Annotated in this window: 19 protein-coding genes; 11 read left to right on the top strand and 8 right to left on the bottom strand. The window is 66.6% G+C overall.

Features of this window, described 5'->3' with window-relative positions; genetic code table 11:
• Positions 1 to 37: 37 nt before the first annotated feature.
• Together AC5Y5W_RS03155 and AC5Y5W_RS03150 are read left to right on the top strand one after the other, a co-directional pair.
• Complete coding sequence (locus AC5Y5W_RS03155; RefSeq protein ID WP_500010670.1) at positions 38 to 1399, top strand: hypothetical protein; 1362 nt, start codon at positions 38 to 40, stop codon at positions 1397 to 1399.
• Positions 1400 to 1525: 126 nt separating this feature from the next.
• Entirely contained in the window at positions 1526 to 1945 is a 420-nt protein-coding gene (locus tag AC5Y5W_RS03150; RefSeq protein ID WP_499886674.1) for a hypothetical protein, read from the top strand.
• A 150-nt stretch (positions 1946 to 2095) separates the two neighbouring features.
• Here AC5Y5W_RS03150 and coaA read toward each other — a convergent pair whose 3' ends face one another.
• Entirely contained in the window at positions 2096 to 3034 is a 939-nt protein-coding gene (coaA, locus tag AC5Y5W_RS03145; protein WP_499886672.1) for a type I pantothenate kinase, read from the bottom strand.
• Positions 3035 to 3076: 42 nt separating this feature from the next.
• On the opposite strand from coaA, the gene AC5Y5W_RS03140 reads away from it, so the two are divergent.
• From AC5Y5W_RS03140 to AC5Y5W_RS03110, 7 genes are all read left to right on the top strand, one after another.
• Positions 3077 to 4288, top strand: coding sequence for a DUF885 domain-containing protein (locus tag AC5Y5W_RS03140; protein ID WP_500010671.1), 1212 nt, complete (start codon positions 3077 to 3079; stop codon positions 4286 to 4288).
• Positions 4289 to 4292: 4 nt separating this feature from the next.
• On the top strand, positions 4293 to 5720 hold the full coding sequence (locus tag AC5Y5W_RS03135; protein ID WP_500010672.1) for a glycine hydroxymethyltransferase: 1428 nt from the start codon (positions 4293 to 4295) through the stop codon (positions 5718 to 5720).
• 57 nt (positions 5721 to 5777) lie between these two features.
• Positions 5778 to 7058 (top strand): serine hydroxymethyltransferase, encoded by a 1281-nt coding sequence (gene glyA, locus AC5Y5W_RS03130; RefSeq protein WP_500010763.1) that lies wholly within the window; start codon positions 5778 to 5780, stop codon positions 7056 to 7058.
• A gap of 54 nt (positions 7059 to 7112) precedes the next feature.
• Positions 7113 to 7937 carry an acyl-ACP desaturase gene (locus tag AC5Y5W_RS03125; protein WP_500010673.1) on the top strand — a complete coding sequence of 275 codons (825 nt, stop codon included), beginning with the start codon at positions 7113 to 7115 and terminating at the stop codon, positions 7935 to 7937.
• Between the two features lie 244 nt (positions 7938 to 8181).
• On the top strand, positions 8182 to 9489 hold the full coding sequence (gene phoH2, locus AC5Y5W_RS03120) for an RNA 5'-3' helicase PhoH2 (RefSeq protein WP_500010674.1): 1308 nt from the start codon (positions 8182 to 8184) through the stop codon (positions 9487 to 9489).
• A 63-nt stretch (positions 9490 to 9552) separates the two neighbouring features.
• Positions 9553 to 10662: a T6SS phospholipase effector Tle1-like catalytic domain-containing protein gene (locus AC5Y5W_RS03115; RefSeq protein WP_500010675.1), complete on the top strand. Its 1110-nt coding sequence runs from the start codon at positions 9553 to 9555 to the stop codon at positions 10660 to 10662.
• A gap of 30 nt (positions 10663 to 10692) precedes the next feature.
• Positions 10693 to 11574 (top strand): polysaccharide deacetylase family protein, encoded by an 882-nt coding sequence (locus tag AC5Y5W_RS03110; protein ID WP_500010676.1) that lies wholly within the window; start codon positions 10693 to 10695, stop codon positions 11572 to 11574.
• Positions 11575 to 11577: 3 nt separating this feature from the next.
• On the opposite strand, the gene AC5Y5W_RS03105 is transcribed toward AC5Y5W_RS03110, so the two are convergent.
• The 3 genes from AC5Y5W_RS03105 to glpX are packed head-to-tail and all read right to left on the bottom strand — an operon-like array spanning position 11578 to position 14529.
• The gene (locus AC5Y5W_RS03105) at positions 11578 to 12048 is read right to left on the bottom strand and encodes an ester cyclase (protein WP_500010677.1); all 471 of its coding nucleotides are present in this window, start codon (positions 12046 to 12048) and stop codon (positions 11578 to 11580) included.
• Entirely contained in the window at positions 12045 to 13451 is a 1407-nt protein-coding gene (locus tag AC5Y5W_RS03100; protein ID WP_500010678.1) for a class II fumarate hydratase, read from the bottom strand. The genes AC5Y5W_RS03105 and AC5Y5W_RS03100 overlap by 4 nt, the downstream gene beginning before the upstream one ends.
• Before the next feature lie 28 nt (positions 13452 to 13479).
• Positions 13480 to 14529, bottom strand: a complete 1050-nt coding sequence (glpX, locus tag AC5Y5W_RS03095) for a class II fructose-bisphosphatase (protein WP_499886658.1) — start codon at positions 14527 to 14529, stop codon at positions 13480 to 13482.
• 54 nt (positions 14530 to 14583) lie between these two features.
• Between glpX and AC5Y5W_RS03090 the strand changes: the two genes are divergently transcribed.
• Together AC5Y5W_RS03090 and AC5Y5W_RS03085 are read left to right on the top strand one after the other, a co-directional pair.
• Complete coding sequence (locus AC5Y5W_RS03090; RefSeq protein ID WP_500010679.1) at positions 14584 to 15216, top strand: DUF4245 domain-containing protein; 633 nt, start codon at positions 14584 to 14586, stop codon at positions 15214 to 15216.
• 12 nt (positions 15217 to 15228) lie between these two features.
• On the top strand, positions 15229 to 16029 hold the full coding sequence (locus tag AC5Y5W_RS03085; protein WP_500010680.1) for a dienelactone hydrolase family protein: 801 nt from the start codon (positions 15229 to 15231) through the stop codon (positions 16027 to 16029).
• On the opposite strand, the gene AC5Y5W_RS03080 is transcribed toward AC5Y5W_RS03085, so the two are convergent.
• The 4 genes from AC5Y5W_RS03080 to AC5Y5W_RS03065 are packed head-to-tail and all read right to left on the bottom strand — an operon-like array spanning position 16010 to position 19771.
• A complete protein-coding gene (locus tag AC5Y5W_RS03080; RefSeq protein ID WP_500010681.1) occupies positions 16010 to 17119 on the bottom strand; it encodes an AI-2E family transporter in 1110 nt (369 codons plus the stop codon). The genes AC5Y5W_RS03085 and AC5Y5W_RS03080 overlap by 20 nt on opposite strands.
• A complete protein-coding gene (locus AC5Y5W_RS03075; RefSeq protein WP_500010682.1) occupies positions 17116 to 17952 on the bottom strand; it encodes an SDR family NAD(P)-dependent oxidoreductase in 837 nt (278 codons plus the stop codon). Before AC5Y5W_RS03075 ends, AC5Y5W_RS03080 begins: the two co-directional genes overlap by 4 nt.
• Positions 17949 to 18707 carry an SDR family NAD(P)-dependent oxidoreductase gene (locus tag AC5Y5W_RS03070; RefSeq protein ID WP_500010683.1) on the bottom strand — a complete coding sequence of 253 codons (759 nt, stop codon included), beginning with the start codon at positions 18705 to 18707 and terminating at the stop codon, positions 17949 to 17951. Before AC5Y5W_RS03070 ends, AC5Y5W_RS03075 begins: the two co-directional genes overlap by 4 nt.
• Positions 18704 to 19771 (bottom strand): NAD-dependent epimerase/dehydratase family protein, encoded by a 1068-nt coding sequence (locus AC5Y5W_RS03065; protein ID WP_500010684.1) that lies wholly within the window; start codon positions 19769 to 19771, stop codon positions 18704 to 18706. Before AC5Y5W_RS03065 ends, AC5Y5W_RS03070 begins: the two co-directional genes overlap by 4 nt.
• Positions 19772 to 19801: the final 30 nt, after the last annotated feature.

The following is a 19801-nucleotide window of genomic DNA, read 5'->3' as shown; positions in this document are numbered from 1 at the left end:
CCATCGCCGACCGGGTTCGGCGTGCCACACTTGATCCATGGCTGCGCTGTCGGCGGTGGTGTTCACGCTGAGCTGGTGGCTGGGTCTGTATCTGCTGGCCCGTGACCCACGTAAGCCGGTGCTGGTGCTGGCGGCGATCGGGCTGTGCGGTTTCGCGGCGGTGGTGGCACTGGATGCCGTCCGGCTCGTCGCGCACAGCGAACTGCTCAGCCGTGTCGAGATCTATCTCGTCGCGGTGCCGGGCGTGGCCTGGTTCGCGGTGCTGCTGGAATTGGCGCGACCGTGCGACCGCTGGTCCAGCCGCGCCCGCGAGCTGCTCCTGGTCGGCGGGGTCGCGGCCGCCGTGCTGGTCGGCGCGACGATGGCCGGCAGCGTCGACGGGCCGCTGCGGACCGGTCACTGGCTGATGTTCGCGGTGATCTCGCTATCCACCCTCGGCGCAATGGCCAAGGCGTTGGTCCGGCCCGCGCAACCGGTCCCGGTCGCCGGGCTGGTCGTCGTCGCGACGCTGTTCTTCGCGCTGAGCAACGCCATCCTGATCATTCCGCTCGGCTTGTTGCCCAGCTGGCTGGCCCTTGCGTCGACGGGCTGCGACGTGCTGGCGCTCGGTGTGGCGGTGGCGCTGTGGGACGCCTTCGACGAGGGACAGGCGCTACGGGCCGACATGCTGCGCTCGTTTGCCGGCAGCGTGGTGGTGGCGCTGCTGTTCGGCGGCCAAGCGCTGGTCGGCATCGCGGTGACGCGGCAGGAGACCGTCGCGCAGACGGCGCTGACCGTGCTGCTGTTCACCAGCGTGGCGATTGCGATCGTGGTCCAGGTGCTGGCCGACCCGTGGGCCGGCGCGTTGGACTGGATGGCGTTCTGGCGGTCACCGGCGCTGCGTGCCGATCGGGCCACGCTGCGGCGCACCGAATCTGCGCTGCCGCTGCGCTCGGGTCACCCGCTCGACGGTGTCGACGACGACAGCTTCGCCCGGCTCACCCGCCGCGCGCTGGGGCACTACGGCGACCTGTCCAAGTTGGTCGCCAGCCCGCTGACCACGTTGCCGCTCATCGACGAGCGATTGACTGCCCGCGGCGCCCCCGACCAGCCGCTGGAGCGCGCCATCGAGCTCAAGGCGCTGCTTGCCGATCGCATCGCGCAGCTCAAGCCGCGTGATGGCGGCGACTTCGGCACCACCGAGCAGTGGCGCTACTACAACGCGCTGTATTTCCCGTATGTCGTCGGCGTGCGCGCCTACGCGCAGAACGCCACGGCCGCCGGACTGGATCCGACGGCCCGGCAAGCCTGGCAGTGGTTGGTCACCGACGTGCCGCAGCGGTCGCTGCACAACTGGCAAAACGCAGCAGCCCGGCTGATCGCCGCCGACTTGCGCGGGCGGGTGCCTGTTTCGAGCTAGGGCGGTCGCCCGTCGAAAGCCGGTTGACCTGCGCATGGCATCACTTGGCAGTGTCTCGCGTCGATCTGGCAGTCGCCGAACGGCACGCTCAGAGGTGTTCGACCCACCACCCCAAGGAGTTTTGACATGACCGCCGTTACCGGATTACCTACCCGCCCCTTGGCCGACTCGACCGACTCGCTGTTGCGGTTCGCCATGCGCGCCGACGCCACCTTGACCGGGTTGGCGGGCCTGGCCGTCGCTGTTGCCGCCGACCCGATCTCGTCGCTGACCGGACTGAGCTCCGTGCAGGAGTACGCGCTGGGCGCATTCTTCGTGCTCTACGGGCTCGTGGTGTTCAGCGTGGCCGCATTGCCAAACCTGCGCCGGGCCGGCATTGGCGTCGCGATCGCCAACATCGTGTTCACCGTGGCGACGGTTGCTGTCGTGGCGGCCGACTGGCTGCCGTTGACTGCAACCGGTGTTGCCGCAACGTTGGCCAGCGGGGTGTACACCGCGTTCTTCGGCTACCTGCAATACCTCGGAGTACGCCGACTGTCGGCGTGACTCCCTCCGGTGTCGGTGCGGGGCGCCGCCGTTCGAGGTTTACGGTGCGCGGCCCTGCACCGGCTCATGTCTGACCCCGCGCCGAGCGTCGAGTTGTGGTGGAAAATCCGGGATTTTCGCCCGACAAGTCGACGTTCGGCGCTCAAGGGGTTACAGCTTGCGCAGACGCAGCCGGTTGATGGAGTGGTCGGCGTCTTTGCGCAGCACCAGGGTGGCCCGTGGCCGGGTGGGCAGGATGTTTTCGACCAGGTTGGGCCGGTTGATGGAGCGCCAGATGTCGCGGGCGGCGACGACGGCCTGCGGGTCGTTCAACCCGGCGTAGTGGTGGAAGTGCGAGGCCGGGTTGGCGAAGGCCGTGGAGCGCATCGCCAAGAACCGCGACACGTACCACTGCTCGATGTCCTCGATCCGTGCGTCGACATACAGCGAGAAGTCGAACAGGTCCGACACCATCAACGTCGGCCCGGTCTGCAGCACGTTGAGGCCCTCGAGGATCAGGATGTCGGGGTGGCGCACCACGTGTTTGGCGCCGCGCACGATGTCGTAGTGCAGGTGTGAATAGACCGGCGCGCAGGCGTACTCCGAACCGGACTTCACCGAGGTGACGAAACGCATCAGCGCACGCCTGTCGTAGCTTTCCGGGAAACCCTTGCGGTGCATGAGGTTCCGCCGCTCCAGCTCGGCGTTGGGATAGAGGAAGCCGTCGGTGGTGACCAGGTCGACCCGCGGGTGGTGGTCCCACCGGGCCAACAGCGCCTGTAGCAAACGGGCGGTGGTCGACTTGCCGACCGCCACGCTGCCGGCCACCCCGATGATGAAGGGCACCGGTCGGTCCGGGTTTTGCTGCGGCTCGCCGAGGAATTCGGCGGTCGCGGCGAACAGCCGTTGACGGGCGGCGACCTGCAGGTGCAACAGCCGGGCCAGCGGTAGGTAGACCTCTTCGACTTCCAGCAGGTCAACCTGCTCGCCCAGACCACGCAGCGCGACCACTTCTTCTTCGGTCAGCGGCAACGGCGTGGACATGCGCAACGCACGCCACTGACGTCGGTCGAACTCCACATAGGGGCTCGGCTCGCTCAGCCGCGGCATAGCGTCAGTCTTGCAGGGGCGACGCGGATAGCGTTAACCGGTATGGAGCCCGCCACGCTGATCCGTGAGTACTTGCTGCTGGGTTTGCGCTTCGACCGGGTCGAGACCGGCTACGTCGACGCGTTCACCGGCGATCCCACGCTGCGCCGGGAGGTGGCCAACGAACCGGCGCCGGACCCGGCCGACCTCGTCCGGCAAGCCGAACGGCTGAGCGCACTTCTGCCAGACATTCCGCGCCGCAACGGATTTGACCAGGCCCGCGCCGACTACCTCGGCGCTCACCTGCGTGCGCTGGCCTGTGCCGGGCGGAAATTCGCCGGAGCGGATGTCGGCTTCGTGCAGGAGGTGCGCGACTACTTCGACGTCGACATCGACAAGGGAGACCCCGACAGCTACCGGCAGGCCCACGCTCGGCTCGACGAGGTGCTGGGCGGCAGCGGCCCGCTGGCCGACCGGATGGCCGCCCATCGCAGCGCCGAAGAGATCCCGCCGCAGCGGCTGGCCGAGTGCATCGACGCGTTCTCCAGCGCACTGCGCGACCGGGTGCGCAGCGAGTATCCGCTGCCCGACACCGAAACCGTCGACTATCAGGTGGTCACCGACAAGCCGTGGTCGGGCTTCAACTACTACCTGGGCGACTACCGCTCGACGGTGGCCGTCAACGCCGACCTCAAACAACTGATGTCCAACCTGCCGCGGCTGGTCGCCCACGAGTCCTACCCGGGGCACCACACCGAGCACTGCCGCAAAGAAGCCGGGCTGGTCAACCGGCTGGGCCAGGCCGAGCAGACCATCTTTTTGGTCAACACCCCCCAGTGCCTGATCGCCGAAGGCCTGGCCGATCTGGCCCTGCACGTCGCGGTCGGTGCCGGCTGGGGCAGCTGGGCCACCGAGATCTACGCCGACCTGGGGCTGCGTTTCGACGGCGACCGGGCCGAGGCGGTGTCGGAGGCCTCGGCGGCGCTGGCCGGTGTCCGCCAGGACGCGGCATTGATGCTGCACGACGAACACTGCGACGTCGACGAGGTGACCGACTTCCTGCGGCGCTGGCTGCTGGTCAACGACACCCGCGCCCGGCAGATGCTGCGCTTCCTGTCCTCGCCGTTGTGGCGCGCCTACACCAGCACCTACGTCGAGGGATATCGCTTGCTGCGCGGCTGGCTAGATGACCGGCCGGCCGGTGTCAGTCTCATCGAACGATTCGGCAGGCTGCTCGACGAGCCGCTGATCCCGTCGGCCCTGCGCTTAGGCTGAGCCTATGGACGCCGAATACGCGGACACCGTCAGCGCCGCTTACCGGGCAGCGCTGCAGGTCGTCGACGCCGTCGAACCCCGCATCGCCGCTGCAACACGCAAAGAGCTTGCCGACCAACGTGATTCGCTCAAGCTGATCGCCAGCGAAAACTACGCGTCACCGGCGGTGCTGCTCACGATGGGTAGTTGGTTGTCGGACAAATACGCCGAGGGCACCATCGGTCACCGCTTCTACGCCGGCTGCCAGAACGTGGACACCGTCGAGACCGTCGCCGCCGAGCATGCCCGCGAGCTGTTCGATGCGCCCTACGCCTACGTGCAGCCGCATTCGGGTATCGACGCCAATCTCGTTGCCTACTGGGCCATCCTGGCCGCGCGGGTCGAGTCCCCGTCGCTGGCCGAGGCCGGCGCCAAACACGTCAACGACCTGTCCGAGCAGGACTGGGAAGCGCTGCGGCACAAGCTCGGCAACCAGCGGCTGCTGGGCATGTCGCTGGATGCCGGCGGGCACCTGACCCACGGGTTTCGGCCCAACATCTCCGGCAAGATGTTCCACCAGCGCAGCTATGGCACCGACCCCGAAACCGGGCTGCTGGATTACGACGCGGTCGCCGCGGCGGCGCGGGAATTCAAGCCGCTGGTCCTAGTCGCCGGATACTCGGCCTATCCGCGGCGGATCAACTTCGCCACGTTGCGCCAGATCGCCGACGAGGTGGGCGCCACCCTGATGGTGGACATGGCGCACTTCGCCGGGCTGGTGGCCGGCAAGGTGTTCACCGGCGACGAGGATCCGGTTCCGCACGCCCACGTCACCACCACCACCACGCACAAGTCGCTGCGTGGACCGCGCGGCGGGTTGATCCTGGCCCAGCCGGAGTACGCCGACGCCATCGACAAAGGCTGCCCGATGGTGCTGGGCGGGCCGCTGGCACACGTCATGGCCGCCAAGGCGGTCGCTCTGGCCGAGGCTCGCCGGCCCGAGTTCCAGTCCTATGCCCAGCAGGTCGCCGACAATGCGCAGGCGCTGGCCGACGGGTTCCTCAAACGGGACGCGCGGCTGGTCACCGGTGGCACTGACAACCACATCTTGCTGCTGGACGTCACGTCGTTCGGGCTGACCGGGCGGCAGGCCGAATCCGCGCTACTGGATTCCGGGGTCGTCACCAACCGCAATTCCATCCCCGCCGATCCCAACGGCGCCTGGTACACCAGCGGTATCCGATTTGGCACCCCGGCGCTGACCACCCGCGGGTTCGGCGCCGACGATTTCGACCGGGTGGCCGAACTCGTGGTCGACGTGCTGGCTAACACCGCACCGCAGGGCACATCGAAAGCCAAATACACCTTGGCCGACGGCACCGCCGACCGGGTGCACGCCGCCGCGGCCGAACTGCTGGCCGCCAACCCGCTCTATCCGGGGCTGACCGTATAGGCCCTACATGCCAGACTGGCCGACGTGACTGCTGCACCCGACACCGCTACGTCCGTTATGTCTGCCCCGCTCACCGAGGTCGACCCCGATGTCGCCGACCTGCTGGGCAAAGAGCTCGGCCGTCAGCGTGACACGTTGGAGATGATCGCCTCGGAGAACTTCGTCCCGCGCTCGGTGCTGCAGGCCCAGGGCAGCGTGCTAACCAACAAATATGCCGAGGGATTGCCCGGCCGGCGCTACTACGGTGGATGTGAACACGTCGACGCGGTGGAGAACATCGCCCGTGATCGCGCCAAATCGCTGTTCGATGCCGAATTCGCCAATGTGCAGCCGCATTCGGGCGCCCAGGCCAACGCCGCGGTGCTGCACGCGTTGATGACACCGGGGGAGCGGCTGCTGGGCCTGGATCTGGCCAACGGTGGCCATTTGACTCACGGCATGCGGCTGAACTTCTCCGGCAAGCTCTACGACGTCGGCTTCTACGGTGTCGACCCCGCGACGCATGTGATCGACATGGACGCCGTACGGGCCAAGGCTCGCGAGTTCCGTCCGAAGGTGATCATCGCCGGCTGGTCGGCCTATCCACGAATCCTCGATTTCGCGGCGTTCCGCTCGATCGCCGACGAGGTCGACGCCACGCTGTGGGTGGACATGGCCCACTTCGCCGGCCTGGTCGCTGCCGGCCTGCACCCGTCACCGGTGCCGCATGCCCAGCTGGTGTCCACCACCGTGCACAAGACACTGGGCGGGCCGCGGTCGGGGCTGATCGTCGGTAAACAGGAATATGCCAAAGCGGTCAACTCCGCGGTGTTCCCCGGGCAGCAGGGCGGGCCGCTGATGCACGTGATCGCGGCCAAGGCGGTGGCCCTCAAGATCGCCGGCTCACCGGAGTTCGCCGAGCGCCAGCAACGCACGCTGACTGGGGCGCGCATTCTCGCCGAGCGGTTGCTGGCGGCTGACGTCGCCAAGGCCGGGGTGTCGGTGGTCAGTGGCGGCACCGGTGTCCACCTGGTGCTCGTCGACCTGCGGAACTCTCCGCTGGATGGGCAGATGGCCGAGGATCTGCTGCACCAGGTTGGCATCACCGTCAATCGGAACGCGGTGCCGAACGACCCCCGACCGCCGATGGTGACTTCCGGGCTGCGGATCGGTACGCCGGCACTGGCCACCCGCGGCTTCGGCGACGCCGAGTTCAGCGAGGTCGCCGACATCATCGGCACCGCGCTGGCCGACGGCGAGGCGGCCGACCTACCGGCGCTGCGGGACCGCGTGACCCGGCTGGCCAGGGCATTTCCGCTCTATGACGGGCTCGAGGACGCGAAGCTGATCGGCTCCTGACGACACGTCCCGGTTGATTTCACGAAACATGTAAACCTGAGTTACAGTTACTTTATGGCACAGAGACCTGTAGCTAATGCGCTGACGCTTGAACTCGAGCCGGTGGTCGAGGCAAACCTGGACCGCCATCTGACCACCGAGGACATTTGGTTCGCGCACGACTACGTGCCGTTCGAGCAGGGCGAGAACTTCGCCTTTCTCGGTGGACGTGACTGGGACCCGTCGCAGGCGTCGCTGCCGCGGCTGATCACCGACGCCTGCGAGATCCTGCTCGTCACCAAGGACAACCTCGCGGGTTACCACCGCGAGTTCGTCGAGCACTTCATCCTCGAGGACATGTGGGGCCAGTGGCTGGGTCGGTGGACCGCCGAGGAGCATCTGCACGCCATCGCGTTGCGTGAGTACTTGGTGGTGACCCGAGAAGTGGACCCGACCGCCAACGAGCAGGTCCGGGTGGAGCACGTGATGAAGGGCTACCGTGCCGATCGCTTAAGTCAGGTCGAGACCCTGGTGTTCATGGCGCTGCACGAGCGTGCCCACGCGGTGTTCTGCCGTAACCTGGCGGCGCAGATCGAAGAGCCCGTGCTGGCCGGGCTGATCACCCGGATCGCCAAAGACGAAGAGCGCCATGAGGAGTTCTTCGCAAACATCGTGGCGCACTGCCTGGAGTACACCCGCGACGAGACGCTGGCCGCGATCGCCGCTCGCGCAGCCGAGCTCGGCGTCGTCGGCGGCGACATCGATGCCTACCAGGACAAGGTGCAGAGCATGGCCGACGCCGGGATTTTCGGCGACTCGCAACTGCAGCAGGTGATTTCCGACCGCATCGCGGCGTGGGGGCTGGCGGACCAGCCTGAGCTGCAGCAGTTCATCGCCTAGTAAGCACGGCGCGCCTGCACGGCGGGTATGTGCCGACCGGAGTAGCGTCGCATTCGATGGCTAGCGACGTGCTCTGCTGTCCCGACGGCACCTCTTGTCACGACATCGGCAAGACCTCATGGTGGCGACCCGCTGCGCCCGGCTCCGCCGCGCTGGCGATCGCCACGACCGCCCCCGGTCCTGGTGCCGCAGCCCCGCCGACATATCCGCGCGGGGGCCGCGCGGTTCGCGCAAGGAGCGCTCCGTGACTGATCCCCGGACGTTTGTGCTGGACACTTCGGTGCTGTTGTCCGACCCGTGGGCGTGTACCCGGTTCGCCGAACACCACGTGGTGGTGCCGCTGGTCGTGATCAGCGAACTGGAAGCCAAACGCCATCACCACGAGCTCGGTTGGTTCGCCCGTCAGGCGCTGCGCTTGTTCGACGACCTTCGACTCGAGCACGGACGGCTTGATCAGCCCATTGCCGTTGGCGCGCAAGGCGGTACGGTGCACGTCGAGCTCAACCACACCGATCCGGCGGTGTTGCCGGTGGGTTTCCGCACCGACAGCAATGACTCGCGGATCCTCAGTTGTGCGGCCAACCTTGCCGCCGAAGGCAAGCGGGTCACGTTGGTGAGCAAGGACATTCCGCTGCGGGTCAAAGCCGGTGCCGTCGGCTTGGCCGCCGACGAATATCACGCTCAGGACGTCGTCACGTCCGGATGGACCGGGATGGCAGAGGTCGAAGCCGCGGCCGAGGACATCGATGCTCTCTTCGCCGACGGTGAAATCGATCTGGCGGCTGCTCGAGACCTGCCGTGCCACACCGGGATTCGCTTGCTGGGCGGCAGTTCGCATGCGCTCGGGCGAGTCAACGTGCACAAGCAGGTCCAACTGGTACGCGGTGACCGCGAGGTGTTCGGGCTGCGCGGTCGCTCCGCCGAGCAGCGAGTGGCACTGGATCTACTGCTCGACGAGTCGGTGGGCATTGTGTCGCTGGGCGGCAAAGCCGGCACCGGTAAGTCGGCGTTGGCGCTGTGTGCGGGTCTGGAAGCGGTGCTGGAACGGCGAACTCACCGCAAAGTGGTGGTCTTTCGCCCGCTCTACGCGGTTGGCGGCCAGGAGCTGGGCTACCTGCCTGGCAGCGAGAGCGACAAGATGGGCCCGTGGGCGCAGGCGGTCTTCGACACCCTCGAGGGTCTGGCCAGCCCAGCGGTGCTCGAGGAGGTGCTATCCCGGGGCATGCTCGAGGTGCTGCCGCTGACCCACATCCGGGGCCGCTCGCTGCACGACTCGTTCGTGATCGTCGACGAGGCGCAATCGCTGGAACGCAACGTGCTGCTGACGGTGCTGTCCCGGCTGGGCGCAGGGTCGCGAGTCGTTCTGACCCATGACGTAGCTCAGCGCGACAACCTGCGAGTGGGCCGCCACGACGGCGTCGCAGCCGTGATCGAGAAGCTCAAAGGACATCCGCTGTTCGCGCATATCACGCTTTTGCGCAGCGAACGGTCGCCGATCGCCGCGCTGGTCACCGAGATGCTGGAGGAGATCAGCCAGGGGCCGCTGCCGTAATTTCGAGCGTGTTTGAGCGCTGCTCTCTATGACCGATGGACGCGGACCGTCGAAGGAGCGCGGATGCCGAAGCGTTTGATCGTGTGCTGCGATGGCACGTGGAATACCCCGGATCAGCGGAGCAGCGGCAGTCCCACGCCGACGAACGTCAGCAAAGTCGCGCTGGCAGTTTCTCCGAAGGGTCGCGATGGGCGCGAGCAACGAACCTTCTACCACCGTGGGGTCGGAACTAACCGCTGGGAGCGCATCAGCGGAGGTGCGTTCGGCTTCGGGCTGTCGCGCGATGTTCGCGAGACCTATCGCTTCCTGGTGCAGAATTTCGACCCCGGGGATGAGCTGTTCTTCTTCGGCTTCAGCCGCGGCGCCTTCACTGCCCGCAGCACCGCCGGCTTCGTCAGAAACTCAGGAATCCTGCGCCGCGAGCATATTGACCGGGTGGACGAGGCGTACGAGCTATACCGCAGTCGAAGCAGTACAACCCACCCACGCAACGTCGAAGCGACCCTGTTCAGACGCTCCTACTCGCACGAAACCGGGATCCGCTTCATCGGTGTTTGGGACACCGTCGGTGCCCTGGGCATTCCGATCGACGGGTTACGTTGGTTCAACCGGCGCTGGGAATTTCACGACACGAGCTTGAGCACAACTGTCCAGGCGGCCTTCCAGGCGCTCGCCATCGACGAGAAAAGACGCCCATTTCGGCCCACGCTATGGAAACCGCAGCCCGACGCTCCTCAAGATCAACGAATTGAGCAGGTGTGGTTCGTTGGCGTCCACTGCGACGTGGGCGGCGGCTACCAGGAACATGAGTTGAGCGATATACCGCTTTTGTGGATGGTGGAACGCGCGCATGAGTGGGGTTTGTCCTTCGAGTCCAAGGCGTTCCAGCAAGCCTCCGGTGCTGCCCTGATGTCCGGCAACGACGAAATCCTTTGCTCCCTGACAACTGTAGAGCCGGACCCATTGGCTCAACCACACAATTCGCTCAACGGCTTCTACCGCCTGATCCGGCCGTTCGTTCGACAGCTCGGCATCACTGATGAGCGGCACGAGTACGCCGCTTCCGCCGCAGTTGAGCGATACAAGCGGATGCCGACCTACCGGCCATCGGGCCTCGTTGCTTATCTCAACGGCAGTCCAAAGATCATGCCGGCTGAATCGACGCGGAGATGATCAGCGGCGCGCTGACGGTAGGCTGCCAGCGTGCCCAGACTTTGCGACAGCCCGGCCTGGCGGTACTGGCGTACGGTTCTCGGGGTCGTCGCGGCCACCGGTGTGCTGGTGATCGGGGCGTGTACGGGCCATGTACAACGGGCCGACGCCGATAACGTGGACTGCACGCAACTCAAGTGTGTGGCGCTGACATTCGACGACGGGCCCAGCCCGTTTACCGATCGGCTGTTGGGAATCCTGCAGGAGAACAACGCCGAGGCCACGTTCTTCCTGATCGGCAACAAGGTCGCGGCCAACCCGACCGGCGCCAAACGTATCGCCGAGGCGGGTATGGAGATCGGCAGCCACACTTGGGAACACCCCAACATGACGACGATCCCGCCTGCCGATGTCCCGGGCCAGCTGTCGAAGGCCAACGACGCGATCCGCGCGGCCACCGGCGTGACGCCGACGCTGTGGCGGCCCCCCGGCGGGCTGACCAACGCGGCGGTGAACCAGGACGCCGCCAAACTCGGTCAGGCCGCCATTCTCTGGGATGTCATCCCGTATGACTGGATCAACGACTCCGACACTGCGGCCACTCGCGCGGTGTTGATGACGCAGATCAAGCCGGGCTCGGTGGTGTTGTTCCACGACACCTACTCATCCACTGTCGACCTGGTCTACCAGTTCATTCCGGTGCTCAAGGCCAACGGCTACCACCTGGTGACGGTCAGTCAGCTGCTGGGACCGCGCGCGCCGGGCAGTGTCTACGGCAGCCGGGAGAACGGCCCGCCCGCCAACGATCTGCACGACATCCCGGCCGCCGAGATTCCGTCGCTGCCCAATACGCCGTCGCCGGCGCCGATGCCCAACTTCCCGATCACCGACCTCCCCGGCGCCAATTCGGGCGGGCCGAACAACGGCAGCTGAGGACTATCTGCCCGGGACCGGCAACTCGCCGCCAGCAGCGAGCGTCAGCAGTTCACTGCGTCCGATTTGGCTGAGCAGACTGGCCGAGTCGAAGTAGATGCGCTCGTTGGTGATTCGATCGCCGTCAAAGAAGAACACCGCGATAATCGGAACCCGAAACGCCTTGCCGGTCGGCGGCAGGCCGTAAAACTCGCCGAGATTGGTGCCCAGCAGGTCGAATTCGGTGATGACCGCGTCGTCGGCGACGTGGTATCGGACGTTGTCGTGGCGTTGGTCGGGGAACGCGGTCCGTGTGGTCCGGTAGTACCCCATCACTTCGTCGTCACCGTCGAAAACCTGGCCGGTGGCCATGATCTCGTAGCGCGGGTGCCCGTTGAACGTTGCCAGGGTGCGGTCGAACTCCTTGGTCACCTCGGTGTCCATGTGCTCTTCGATGGTCGCCAGCCGGCGCCGCCGAAGCTCGTCGTTGATCATCGCGACTCGTCGGCCACCCTGGACATCGCCAGCACGTCGAGCCGGCGGTCGAGCTCTTCTTCGGAAAGCTTGTCGCCGATCAGCCCGCGGTCGATGACGGCCTGGCGGATCGTCTTGCGCTCCTTGAGCGCTTCTTTGGCCACCGCGGCGGCCTCCTCGTAGCCGATCGCCGAGTTCAGCGGCGTCACGATCGACGGCGACGACTCGGCCAACTCGCGCAGCCGCTCGACATTGGCCGCCAGCCCGGTGATGCACCGCTCGGCGAACAGCCGCGACACATTGGTCAGCAGCTTGAACGACTCCAGCATGTTGCGCGCCATCATCGGGATGTAGACGTTGAGCTCGAACGCGCCGTTGGCCCCGCCCCAGGCGATCGCCGCGTCGTTGCCGATCACCTGGGCGGCAACCTGCGTAACAGCTTCCGGCAGAACCGGATTCACTTTACCGGGCATGATCGAGCTGCCCGGCTGCAAATCGGGCAGCTGAATTTCCCCCAACCCGGTCAGCGGCCCCGACCCCATCCAGCGAATGTCGTTGGCAATCTTGGTCAGCGACACGGCGATGGTGCGCAGCGCACCGGACGCTTCGACCAGCCCGTCACGGGCCGCTTGGGCTTCGAAAGAGTTGGACGCCGAACGCAATTCAGCCAGTCCGGTGCGGTCGACCAGCACCTCGACCACCTTGACGCCGAAGCCGTCGGGCGCGTTGAGGCCGGTGCCCACCGCGGTGCCCCCGATCGCCAGCTCACCCAGCCTCGGCAGGCACCCCTGCACGCGTTCGATACCGGCCTCGATCTGGCGGGCATATCCGGAGAACTCCTGGCCCAGGGTCACCGGCACCGCATCCATCAAATGGGTGCGACCCGACTTCACCACCGTGCGCCATTCGCGGGCCTTGGCGGACAGCGCGTCATGCAGCACCTGCAGCGCCGGAATCAGGTGGCGCACCGCGGCTTCGGTGGCCGCGATGTGGGTGGCGGTCGGGAAGGTGTCATTGGACGACTGGGACATGTTGACGTCGTCGTTGGGGTGCACCGTGACACCATTGGCCGCCGCGATCGATGCGATCACCTCGTTGGTGTTCATGTTGGAACTGGTGCCCGACCCGGTCTGGAACACGTCGATGGGGAATTGGTCGTCGTGCTGGCCGTCGGCGATCTCGTTGGCGGCGGCGATGATCGCGTCGGCCTTCTCCGGCGCCAGCAACCCGAGGTCCTTGTTGACTTGCGCGCACGCGCCCTTGAGTAGACCCAACGCCCGGATCTGGGTGCGCTCCAGGCCGCGTCCGGAGATCGGGAAATTCTCTACCGCGCGCTGAGTCTGGGCACGCCACAACGCTTTTGCCGGCACCCGGACCTCGCCCATGGTGTCGTGTTCAATGCGGTATTCGGCGCTATCGGCCATAGGGGGTGATCCTCGCTAAGGTTGTCGGTTACGGCAGGGGATATTGAGCGGTGGAGTCGCCGGTGAAGTCGATCGCGGAGTATTCGTTGAGTTTCGAGAGCCGGTGGTAGGCCTCGATCAGCCGCACCGTGCCCGACTTGGAGCGCATCACGATCGACTGGGTGGTGCAGCCGCCGGGGTAGTAGCGCACCCCCTTGAGTAGATCGCCGTCGGTGACGCCGGTGGCGCAGAAGAACACGTTGTCGCCCGACACCAGGTCCTCGGTGGTCAGCACTCGGTCGAGGTCGTAGCCGGCGTCGATCGCCTTCTGCCGTTCGGCGTCGTCGGTCGGTGCGAGCTGGGCCTGGATCTCGCCGCCCATGCACCGGAGCGCCGCGGCGGTGATGATGCCCTCCGGGGTCCCGCCGATCCCGGCCAGCATGTCGGTGCCGGATTCGGGTCGGCATGCCGAGATCGCGCCGGCGACGTCGCCGTCGGTGATCAGCCGGATCCGCGCCCCAGTGGCGCGCACGTCGTCGATCAACTGCGCGTGCCGGGGCCGATCCAGGATGCACACCGTCATATCCCGCACCGACAGGCCCTTGACCTTGGCGACCGCACGGATGTTGTCGGCGATCGGCGCGGTGATGTCCAACACGTGGGCGGCGTCGGGACCCGTGGCGATCTTGTTCATGTAGTACACCGCCGACGGGTCGAACATCGCGCCGCGTTCGGCCACCGCCAGCACCGAGATGGCGTTGGTCATGCCTTTGCTCATCAAGGTGGTGCCGTCAATGGGGTCGACGGCGAAGTCGCAGTCCGGGCCGTCGCCGTTGCCGACTTCCTCGCCGTTGTAGAGCATCGGCGCGTGGTCCTTCTCGCCCTCGCCGATGACGACCACACCGCGCATCGACACCGAGTTGACCAGCTCGCGCATGGCGTCGACGGCCGCGCCGTCGCCACCCTCCTTGTCGCCGCGGCCCACCCAGCGGCCGGCGGCCATCGCGCCGGCCTCGGTGACCCGGACCAACTCCATGGCCAGGTTGCGATCGGGAGCTTCGCGGCGTGAAGGCTGGCCTGGGGCGCCGGGGTCAGTCATGGCGCCGATTGTCCCAGAAGCAGGTCGGCGGTCTGGAGCTGGGATACTTGTGTTGTGACGACTCAGCCGCAGCCGACGGCCAAACCGGCCAAGCCACGGTTGCTGCAGGACGGCCGGGACATCTTCTGGTCGCTGGTCCCGCTGGTGGTCGCGTGCATCGTGCTGGCCGGCCTGGTCGGAATGTGCACCTTCGCGCCCGGCACGAACAACCGGGGACAGGTGCCGTCCTACGACGCGGCGGCCGCGCTGCACGCAGATGCCCAGATGCTGGGATTCCCGGTCCGGCTGCCCCGGCTGCCGCAAGGCTGGCAACCCAACTCCGGAAGTCGCGGCGACATCCCGGACGGCCGGATCGACCCGGCGACCGGTCAGACGATGCGGGCGGTGACGTCCACGGTGGGATACATCAGCCCGACCGGCATGTACTTGAGGCTGACGCAGAGCAACGCCGACGAGGACAAGCTGGTCGGTTCGATCCACCCGTCCATGTACCCCACCGGCATCGTCGACGTCGGCGGCACCGGCTGGATCGTCTACCAGGGTGACGGGACAACCGAGGACGTGTGGACCACCCGGCTGGACAGTTCGGTCGGTGCCGCACAGATTGCGGTCACGGGTGCGGGAAACGTCGACCAATTCCGTACGCTGGCGGCGGCCACCCAGTCACAACCACCGCTGCCGCGCTAGAAGGGACCGTCTATGAGCGCACCCGAAGCCGATCTGACCGGCTGGTCGGTGTCACCGTTCACCGGTGGCGGCTACACCCACGACGTCTACCGCAAGGGCGAGGGGCCCGGCGTGGTGCTGATCCCCGAGATACCCGGCATCCATCCCGGCGTGCTGGCCTTGGGGAATCACCTGGTGGACAACGGGTTCACGGTTGCGATGCCGTCACTGTTCGGCACGCCCGGAGCCCCCCGCGACGATGTCCTGGGCATGGTGTCGACGCTGGCGCGTGCCTGTGTGGCAAGGGAATTCGCGGCATTCGCGACCGATAAGCAGCGGCCGGTGGCCTCGTTTTTGCGTGCGCTGGCCCGCGACCTCAACGCGTCGACACCCGGCAAGGGCGTCGGGGTGATCGGCCAGTGCTTCACCGGCGGTTTCGCTCTGGCCGCCGCCGTCGACGACAGTGTGCTGGCACCGGTGCTCAGCCAGCCGTCGTTGCCGTTGCCGTTGACGCCGGCGCAGCGCCGCGACCCGGGTGTTTCCCGCATCGAGCTGGACGTGGTCGCCGACCGCGCCGCCAATGAGGGGCTGTGCGCGATGGGGCTGCGCTTCAGCGAGGACAAGATGTCACCCGGCGACCGCTTCGCGACGCTCAAGAAGCGGCTCGGCGACGCGTTCGAGGTGATCGAAATCCCTTCCGGTGCAGGCAACGAGCACGGCTTCACCAAGATGGCGCACTCGGTGCTGACCGACGAGGTGCGTGAGGTCGACGGCCACCCGGCCTACGAGGCCCGCAAGCGAGTGGTCGAGTTTCTCACTGCTCGGCTGGCTTAGCCGATTCCTCGGCGTCCTCGCCATTTTCGAGCTCGACGCCCTTGTACACCGCGAGATAGACCTCGATCGTGGTGACGACCACGATCATCAGCACCGGTCCGATGACAATGCCCCACGGCCCGAACATCGCGATACCCGCGAACACCGACAGCAGCATCAGCGCGGAATTGAGCCGAGCATCCCGCGGCACCAGAACCGGACGCAAAAAGTTGTCCAGGTTGGTGACCACGATCAGATGCCAGAGCACCACGAACACGCCGCCAAAGATGTTGCCGAAGAAGATCATCCCGATCCCGAACGGGATTGTGACAATTCCACCGCCCAACGGGATGATGGACAACGCGGTGAGCAGAATCGCAAAGATGAAGAAGCCATGGTGAAATCCGGCGATGTAGATCGACGCAGCTCCGGCTACACCCTGGCACAGCGCGATGACGAACTGGCCGCTGACCGTACCGCGCACCATCGAGCCCATCTTGCGCAGGTACAGGTCGGTGACCTCTTCCCCCAGCGGATTGAGCTGGCGGATCAGCGTCAACAGTTTCTCGCGGTGCGTCAGCATCGCGACGAACACATACAGAAAGATGATGGCCGACGTGACGGCGCCGAAGACGCTTCCGGCGGTGTCCTGCAATACGTGCAGAAACCATTCGCCGGCCTTCTGCGCAACCGTCACCATCGTCTTCCGCAGCGACTCGCCGGTAATCGTGGTGTGCACGAACGGCACCCGCGCGAGCAGGTCATTCGCCAGACGTAAACCCTTGTCGCCGAGCTGGCTGAGATCGGTCCGCTCGACCCATTCGGCGACGTGGGTGACCATCCGAGAGATCTGCACGATCGCCAGCAGCACCAGCAGCCCGATCGGCACGATGACGGCGACCAGCGCCGCCAGCAGCGTGCAGGTCGCCGCCAGTCCGGTCGGCAGCCGCCGGTCGAACCAGGTGAAAAGTGGTGTGAACAAATACGCTCCGACGGCGGCTACCACGATGAGCACGAAGTAGCTGCGCAGGAAGTACGCCGCGAACAGCAGGGCAATGAGCGTGAACACCGCCAGCGCCCGCTTCTGGGTGCGGGTGAATTCGGTGTTCATCGTGCAGCAGTCGATCGAGCGGATTGTCGCGCGCGCTGCTGGCTGATGAATCCGACCGAAAATCGTTGCAGCAGCCCGGGTGCCAGCCGAGCGAACAGCCAGGAGGCGTGTGCGCGTTTGGGCACCACCAATAACGCCTTGTTGCGCTGGATCGCTTTGAGCGTGTCACGGGCGAGCCGGTCGGGGTCGTAGGCGGTCTTCATGCCCTGGCCGCGAAGGTAGTAGTCGCGGCCGACAAAGCCACCGACCGCACCCTTGTCCAGAATCGGCGTCTCGACGGCGGCCGGGCAGATCGCGAGTACGCCCACCCCGCGCGAAACCGCCTCGGACCGCAGCGCCAGCGACAGCCCGACCACCGCGTGCTTGGTCATCACGTAGCTGGTGATCTGCCCGGCCGCGGCGAGTCCGGCCATCGACGCGGTGTTGACGATGTGGCCATGCCCCTGCCGCAGCATCACCGGATAAGCGGCGGCCACGCCGTGCACGACGCCGCGGATGTTGACGTCGATGATCGCGTTCCACTGGTCCAACGTCAGCAGTTCGGTGTCGCCGCCCCAGGCGATCCCGGCGTTGTTGAACATCAAATCCAGCCGGCCAGTCCGGTCCACGACCTGGTCGACTAAGGCTTGCACTGCGCCAGCGTCGGTGACGTCGAGGACGGCCGAGCGCGCGGTGCCGGGACCGGTGATGGCATCGGCCGTCCGCGCCGCGGCGGCGCCGTCGACGTCGGTGCACACGACGTCGGCGCCGGCAGTTACCAGCGCCCGGCACAGCGCGGCGCCGATTCCCGAGCCGCCGCCGGTGACAATCGCCTGCTTTCCGGTGAAAATCATTGCCCACCCGCCAGTCTCATCACATGCCCGTATACGTCGGGGTATCGCTTCAGGTGCGCGCCGCCGTTGAGGTCGAGCACTTCGCCGGTCAACCACGAGGCCTTGGTCGCAAACACCACTGCGTCGGCGACGTCCTCGGGCGTGCCGGCCCGGCCGAGCGGGGTGTTTTCCAGATAGTCGTCGAGCACCCCGGGAATGAGCGTGGCCGGCTCGGTCAGCGGTGTGTGCACGAAACCGGGTGCGACGGCGTTGACCCGGATCCGGCGCGGCGCCAATTCCAGTGCGGCGACCTGGGTCAGCATCGACAGCCCGGCTTTGGCCGCGCAGTAGGCGCTCATCGCCGCCGCCGGCTGGCGGGCATTGAGCGAACTCAACGACACCAGTGCGCCACCGTCGCGTAGCTGCGGCGCGGCATGCTTGATCACCAGGAAGGCGCCCGTGAGGCAGACGTCGACAACCGATCGGAATTCCTCGACCGCCAGATCGGTGATCAGCCCGACGCCGCTGAATCCCGCGGTGTTGACGACGACGTCGAGCGGACCCGACTCTGCGAATAACTCTTGGACTGACTCTTCGTCGGTGACTTCGACGGTCGCGGCGTCATGCGAACCGCGGAGTTCGGCGGCCACTGCCTGGGCGCCGTCGGTGTTGCGGTCGGCGACCGTAACGTGGCAGTCATCAGCGGCCAGCGCATGGGCGACAGCTCGTCCGATGCCGGAGGCTCCGCCGACGACGACCGCGGTGCGCGTGCTCATGCGGTGCTCCTGTCGGGTCGGGAATTACCCCACTTGGCGTCGATCACGGCCCACGGGTCGGCGTAGCGACCCGGATAGCGAAAGTAAGGCGAACGACGGTTGAGGAACCAATGCGCCAGCGGGGCGACCAGCCGGGCCGGGTAGCGCCGCCAACCCACCCGATCGGCAGTCTCGGCCAGCAGCTGTGGCCACGAAACCCGTTGGAAATCAAGCAGTTCCTGCGCTTCGGTGGTGTCCATCCAGTCGGTGTGGTACCAGCCGTCGTCGATGTCGGGGTCGCCCACCCGACCCGCAGGTATCCCACCGACCAATCCCATCGCGGCTGCCGTGGCCGCGGCGATATCACCCTGCAGCTGCCGGTGTGAACTGTCGCCGCCGATCAGCAGCGTTTTACCGGCAACGGGGGCCGTGGTGGCCGCGGCGAATGCGCGGGCGACGTCGCGCACGTCGACGGTCTGGACTCGCCCGTCAACGGGCAGCGATGCCGCGAAATACAACGTGTCGAGGTCCACATCGAGTTGCGGCTCTGCGGTCAGCACGCCGCCGAGTCGGAGGACAACTGCCTCCAGCCCGGAGTCGCGCACCAGGTGCTCCGATTCCACCTTGTGTGCGCCGTAATTGTCGGACGGGCGCAGCGGGGTCTCCGCGGTGAGCAAGTCGGTACTGCGATGCGGGTTGCGGGACCCGTAGGCGCCGATACTCGACGCCAGGATGAATCGCGGCGGCTCCGGTAATGCCTTGGCGGAGTTGAGGACTAGGCCGGTGGCGTCGACATTGACCTTGTGCGCCAGCGCCGGGCGGGCGTAGCACAGCGGCGGAATGACCGCCGCCAGATGGATGATGGCCGTTGGACGTACCGCCCGCAGCAACGTGTCGACCGTGTCGGCATCGGTCAGATCGGCCCAGCGCACCTCGACGGCGCCCGGCAGCTTGGCCGCTGCCTTGCGGTTGGCCGGCACGTCGAGGTCGGTGGCAACCACCCGGTGGCCGTCGGCACGCAACCGTCGTACCGTCGCCGAGCCGACCAGTCCGAACGCTCCGGTGACCAGCACAGTCTCCGCCATGGCGCATTACGCTACACGCCGACGCGAAAT

Source organism: Mycobacterium sp. NGS51, assembly GCF_059812525.1.
Note: the sequence above shows the minus strand (reverse complement) of the source record. Positions and strands in the feature narration are given on the sequence as shown.

What these genes read in the sequence shown, in the direction of transcription:
- AC5Y5W_RS03155 (WP_500010670.1), top strand. Translation starts at nt 38, where the DNA reads ATGGCTGCGCTGTCGGCGGTGGTGTTCACGCTGAGCTGGTGGCTGGGT.
- AC5Y5W_RS03150 (WP_499886674.1), top strand. Translation starts at nt 1,526, where the DNA reads ATGACCGCCGTTACCGGATTACCTACCCGCCCCTTGGCCGACTCGACC.
- coaA (WP_499886672.1), bottom strand. Translation starts at nt 3,034, where the DNA reads ATGCCGCGGCTGAGCGAGCCGAGCCCCTATGTGGAGTTCGACCGACGT.
- AC5Y5W_RS03140 (WP_500010671.1), top strand. Translation starts at nt 3,077, where the DNA reads ATGGAGCCCGCCACGCTGATCCGTGAGTACTTGCTGCTGGGTTTGCGC.
- AC5Y5W_RS03135 (WP_500010672.1), top strand. Translation starts at nt 4,293, where the DNA reads ATGGACGCCGAATACGCGGACACCGTCAGCGCCGCTTACCGGGCAGCG.
- glyA (WP_500010763.1), top strand. Translation starts at nt 5,778, where the DNA reads ATGTCTGCCCCGCTCACCGAGGTCGACCCCGATGTCGCCGACCTGCTG.
- AC5Y5W_RS03125 (WP_500010673.1), top strand. Translation starts at nt 7,113, where the DNA reads ATGGCACAGAGACCTGTAGCTAATGCGCTGACGCTTGAACTCGAGCCG.
- AC5Y5W_RS03115 (WP_500010675.1), top strand. Translation starts at nt 9,553, where the DNA reads ATGCCGAAGCGTTTGATCGTGTGCTGCGATGGCACGTGGAATACCCCG.
- AC5Y5W_RS03105 (WP_500010677.1), bottom strand. Translation starts at nt 12,048, where the DNA reads ATGATCAACGACGAGCTTCGGCGGCGCCGGCTGGCGACCATCGAAGAG.
- AC5Y5W_RS03100 (WP_500010678.1), bottom strand. Translation starts at nt 13,451, where the DNA reads ATGGCCGATAGCGCCGAATACCGCATTGAACACGACACCATGGGCGAG.
- glpX (WP_499886658.1), bottom strand. Translation starts at nt 14,529, where the DNA reads ATGACTGACCCCGGCGCCCCAGGCCAGCCTTCACGCCGCGAAGCTCCC.
- AC5Y5W_RS03085 (WP_500010680.1), top strand. Translation starts at nt 15,229, where the DNA reads ATGAGCGCACCCGAAGCCGATCTGACCGGCTGGTCGGTGTCACCGTTC.
- AC5Y5W_RS03080 (WP_500010681.1), bottom strand. Translation starts at nt 17,119, where the DNA reads ATGAACACCGAATTCACCCGCACCCAGAAGCGGGCGCTGGCGGTGTTC.
- AC5Y5W_RS03075 (WP_500010682.1), bottom strand. Translation starts at nt 17,952, where the DNA reads ATGATTTTCACCGGAAAGCAGGCGATTGTCACCGGCGGCGGCTCGGGA.
- AC5Y5W_RS03070 (WP_500010683.1), bottom strand. Translation starts at nt 18,707, where the DNA reads ATGAGCACGCGCACCGCGGTCGTCGTCGGCGGAGCCTCCGGCATCGGA.
- AC5Y5W_RS03065 (WP_500010684.1), bottom strand. Translation starts at nt 19,771, where the DNA reads ATGGCGGAGACTGTGCTGGTCACCGGAGCGTTCGGACTGGTCGGCTCG.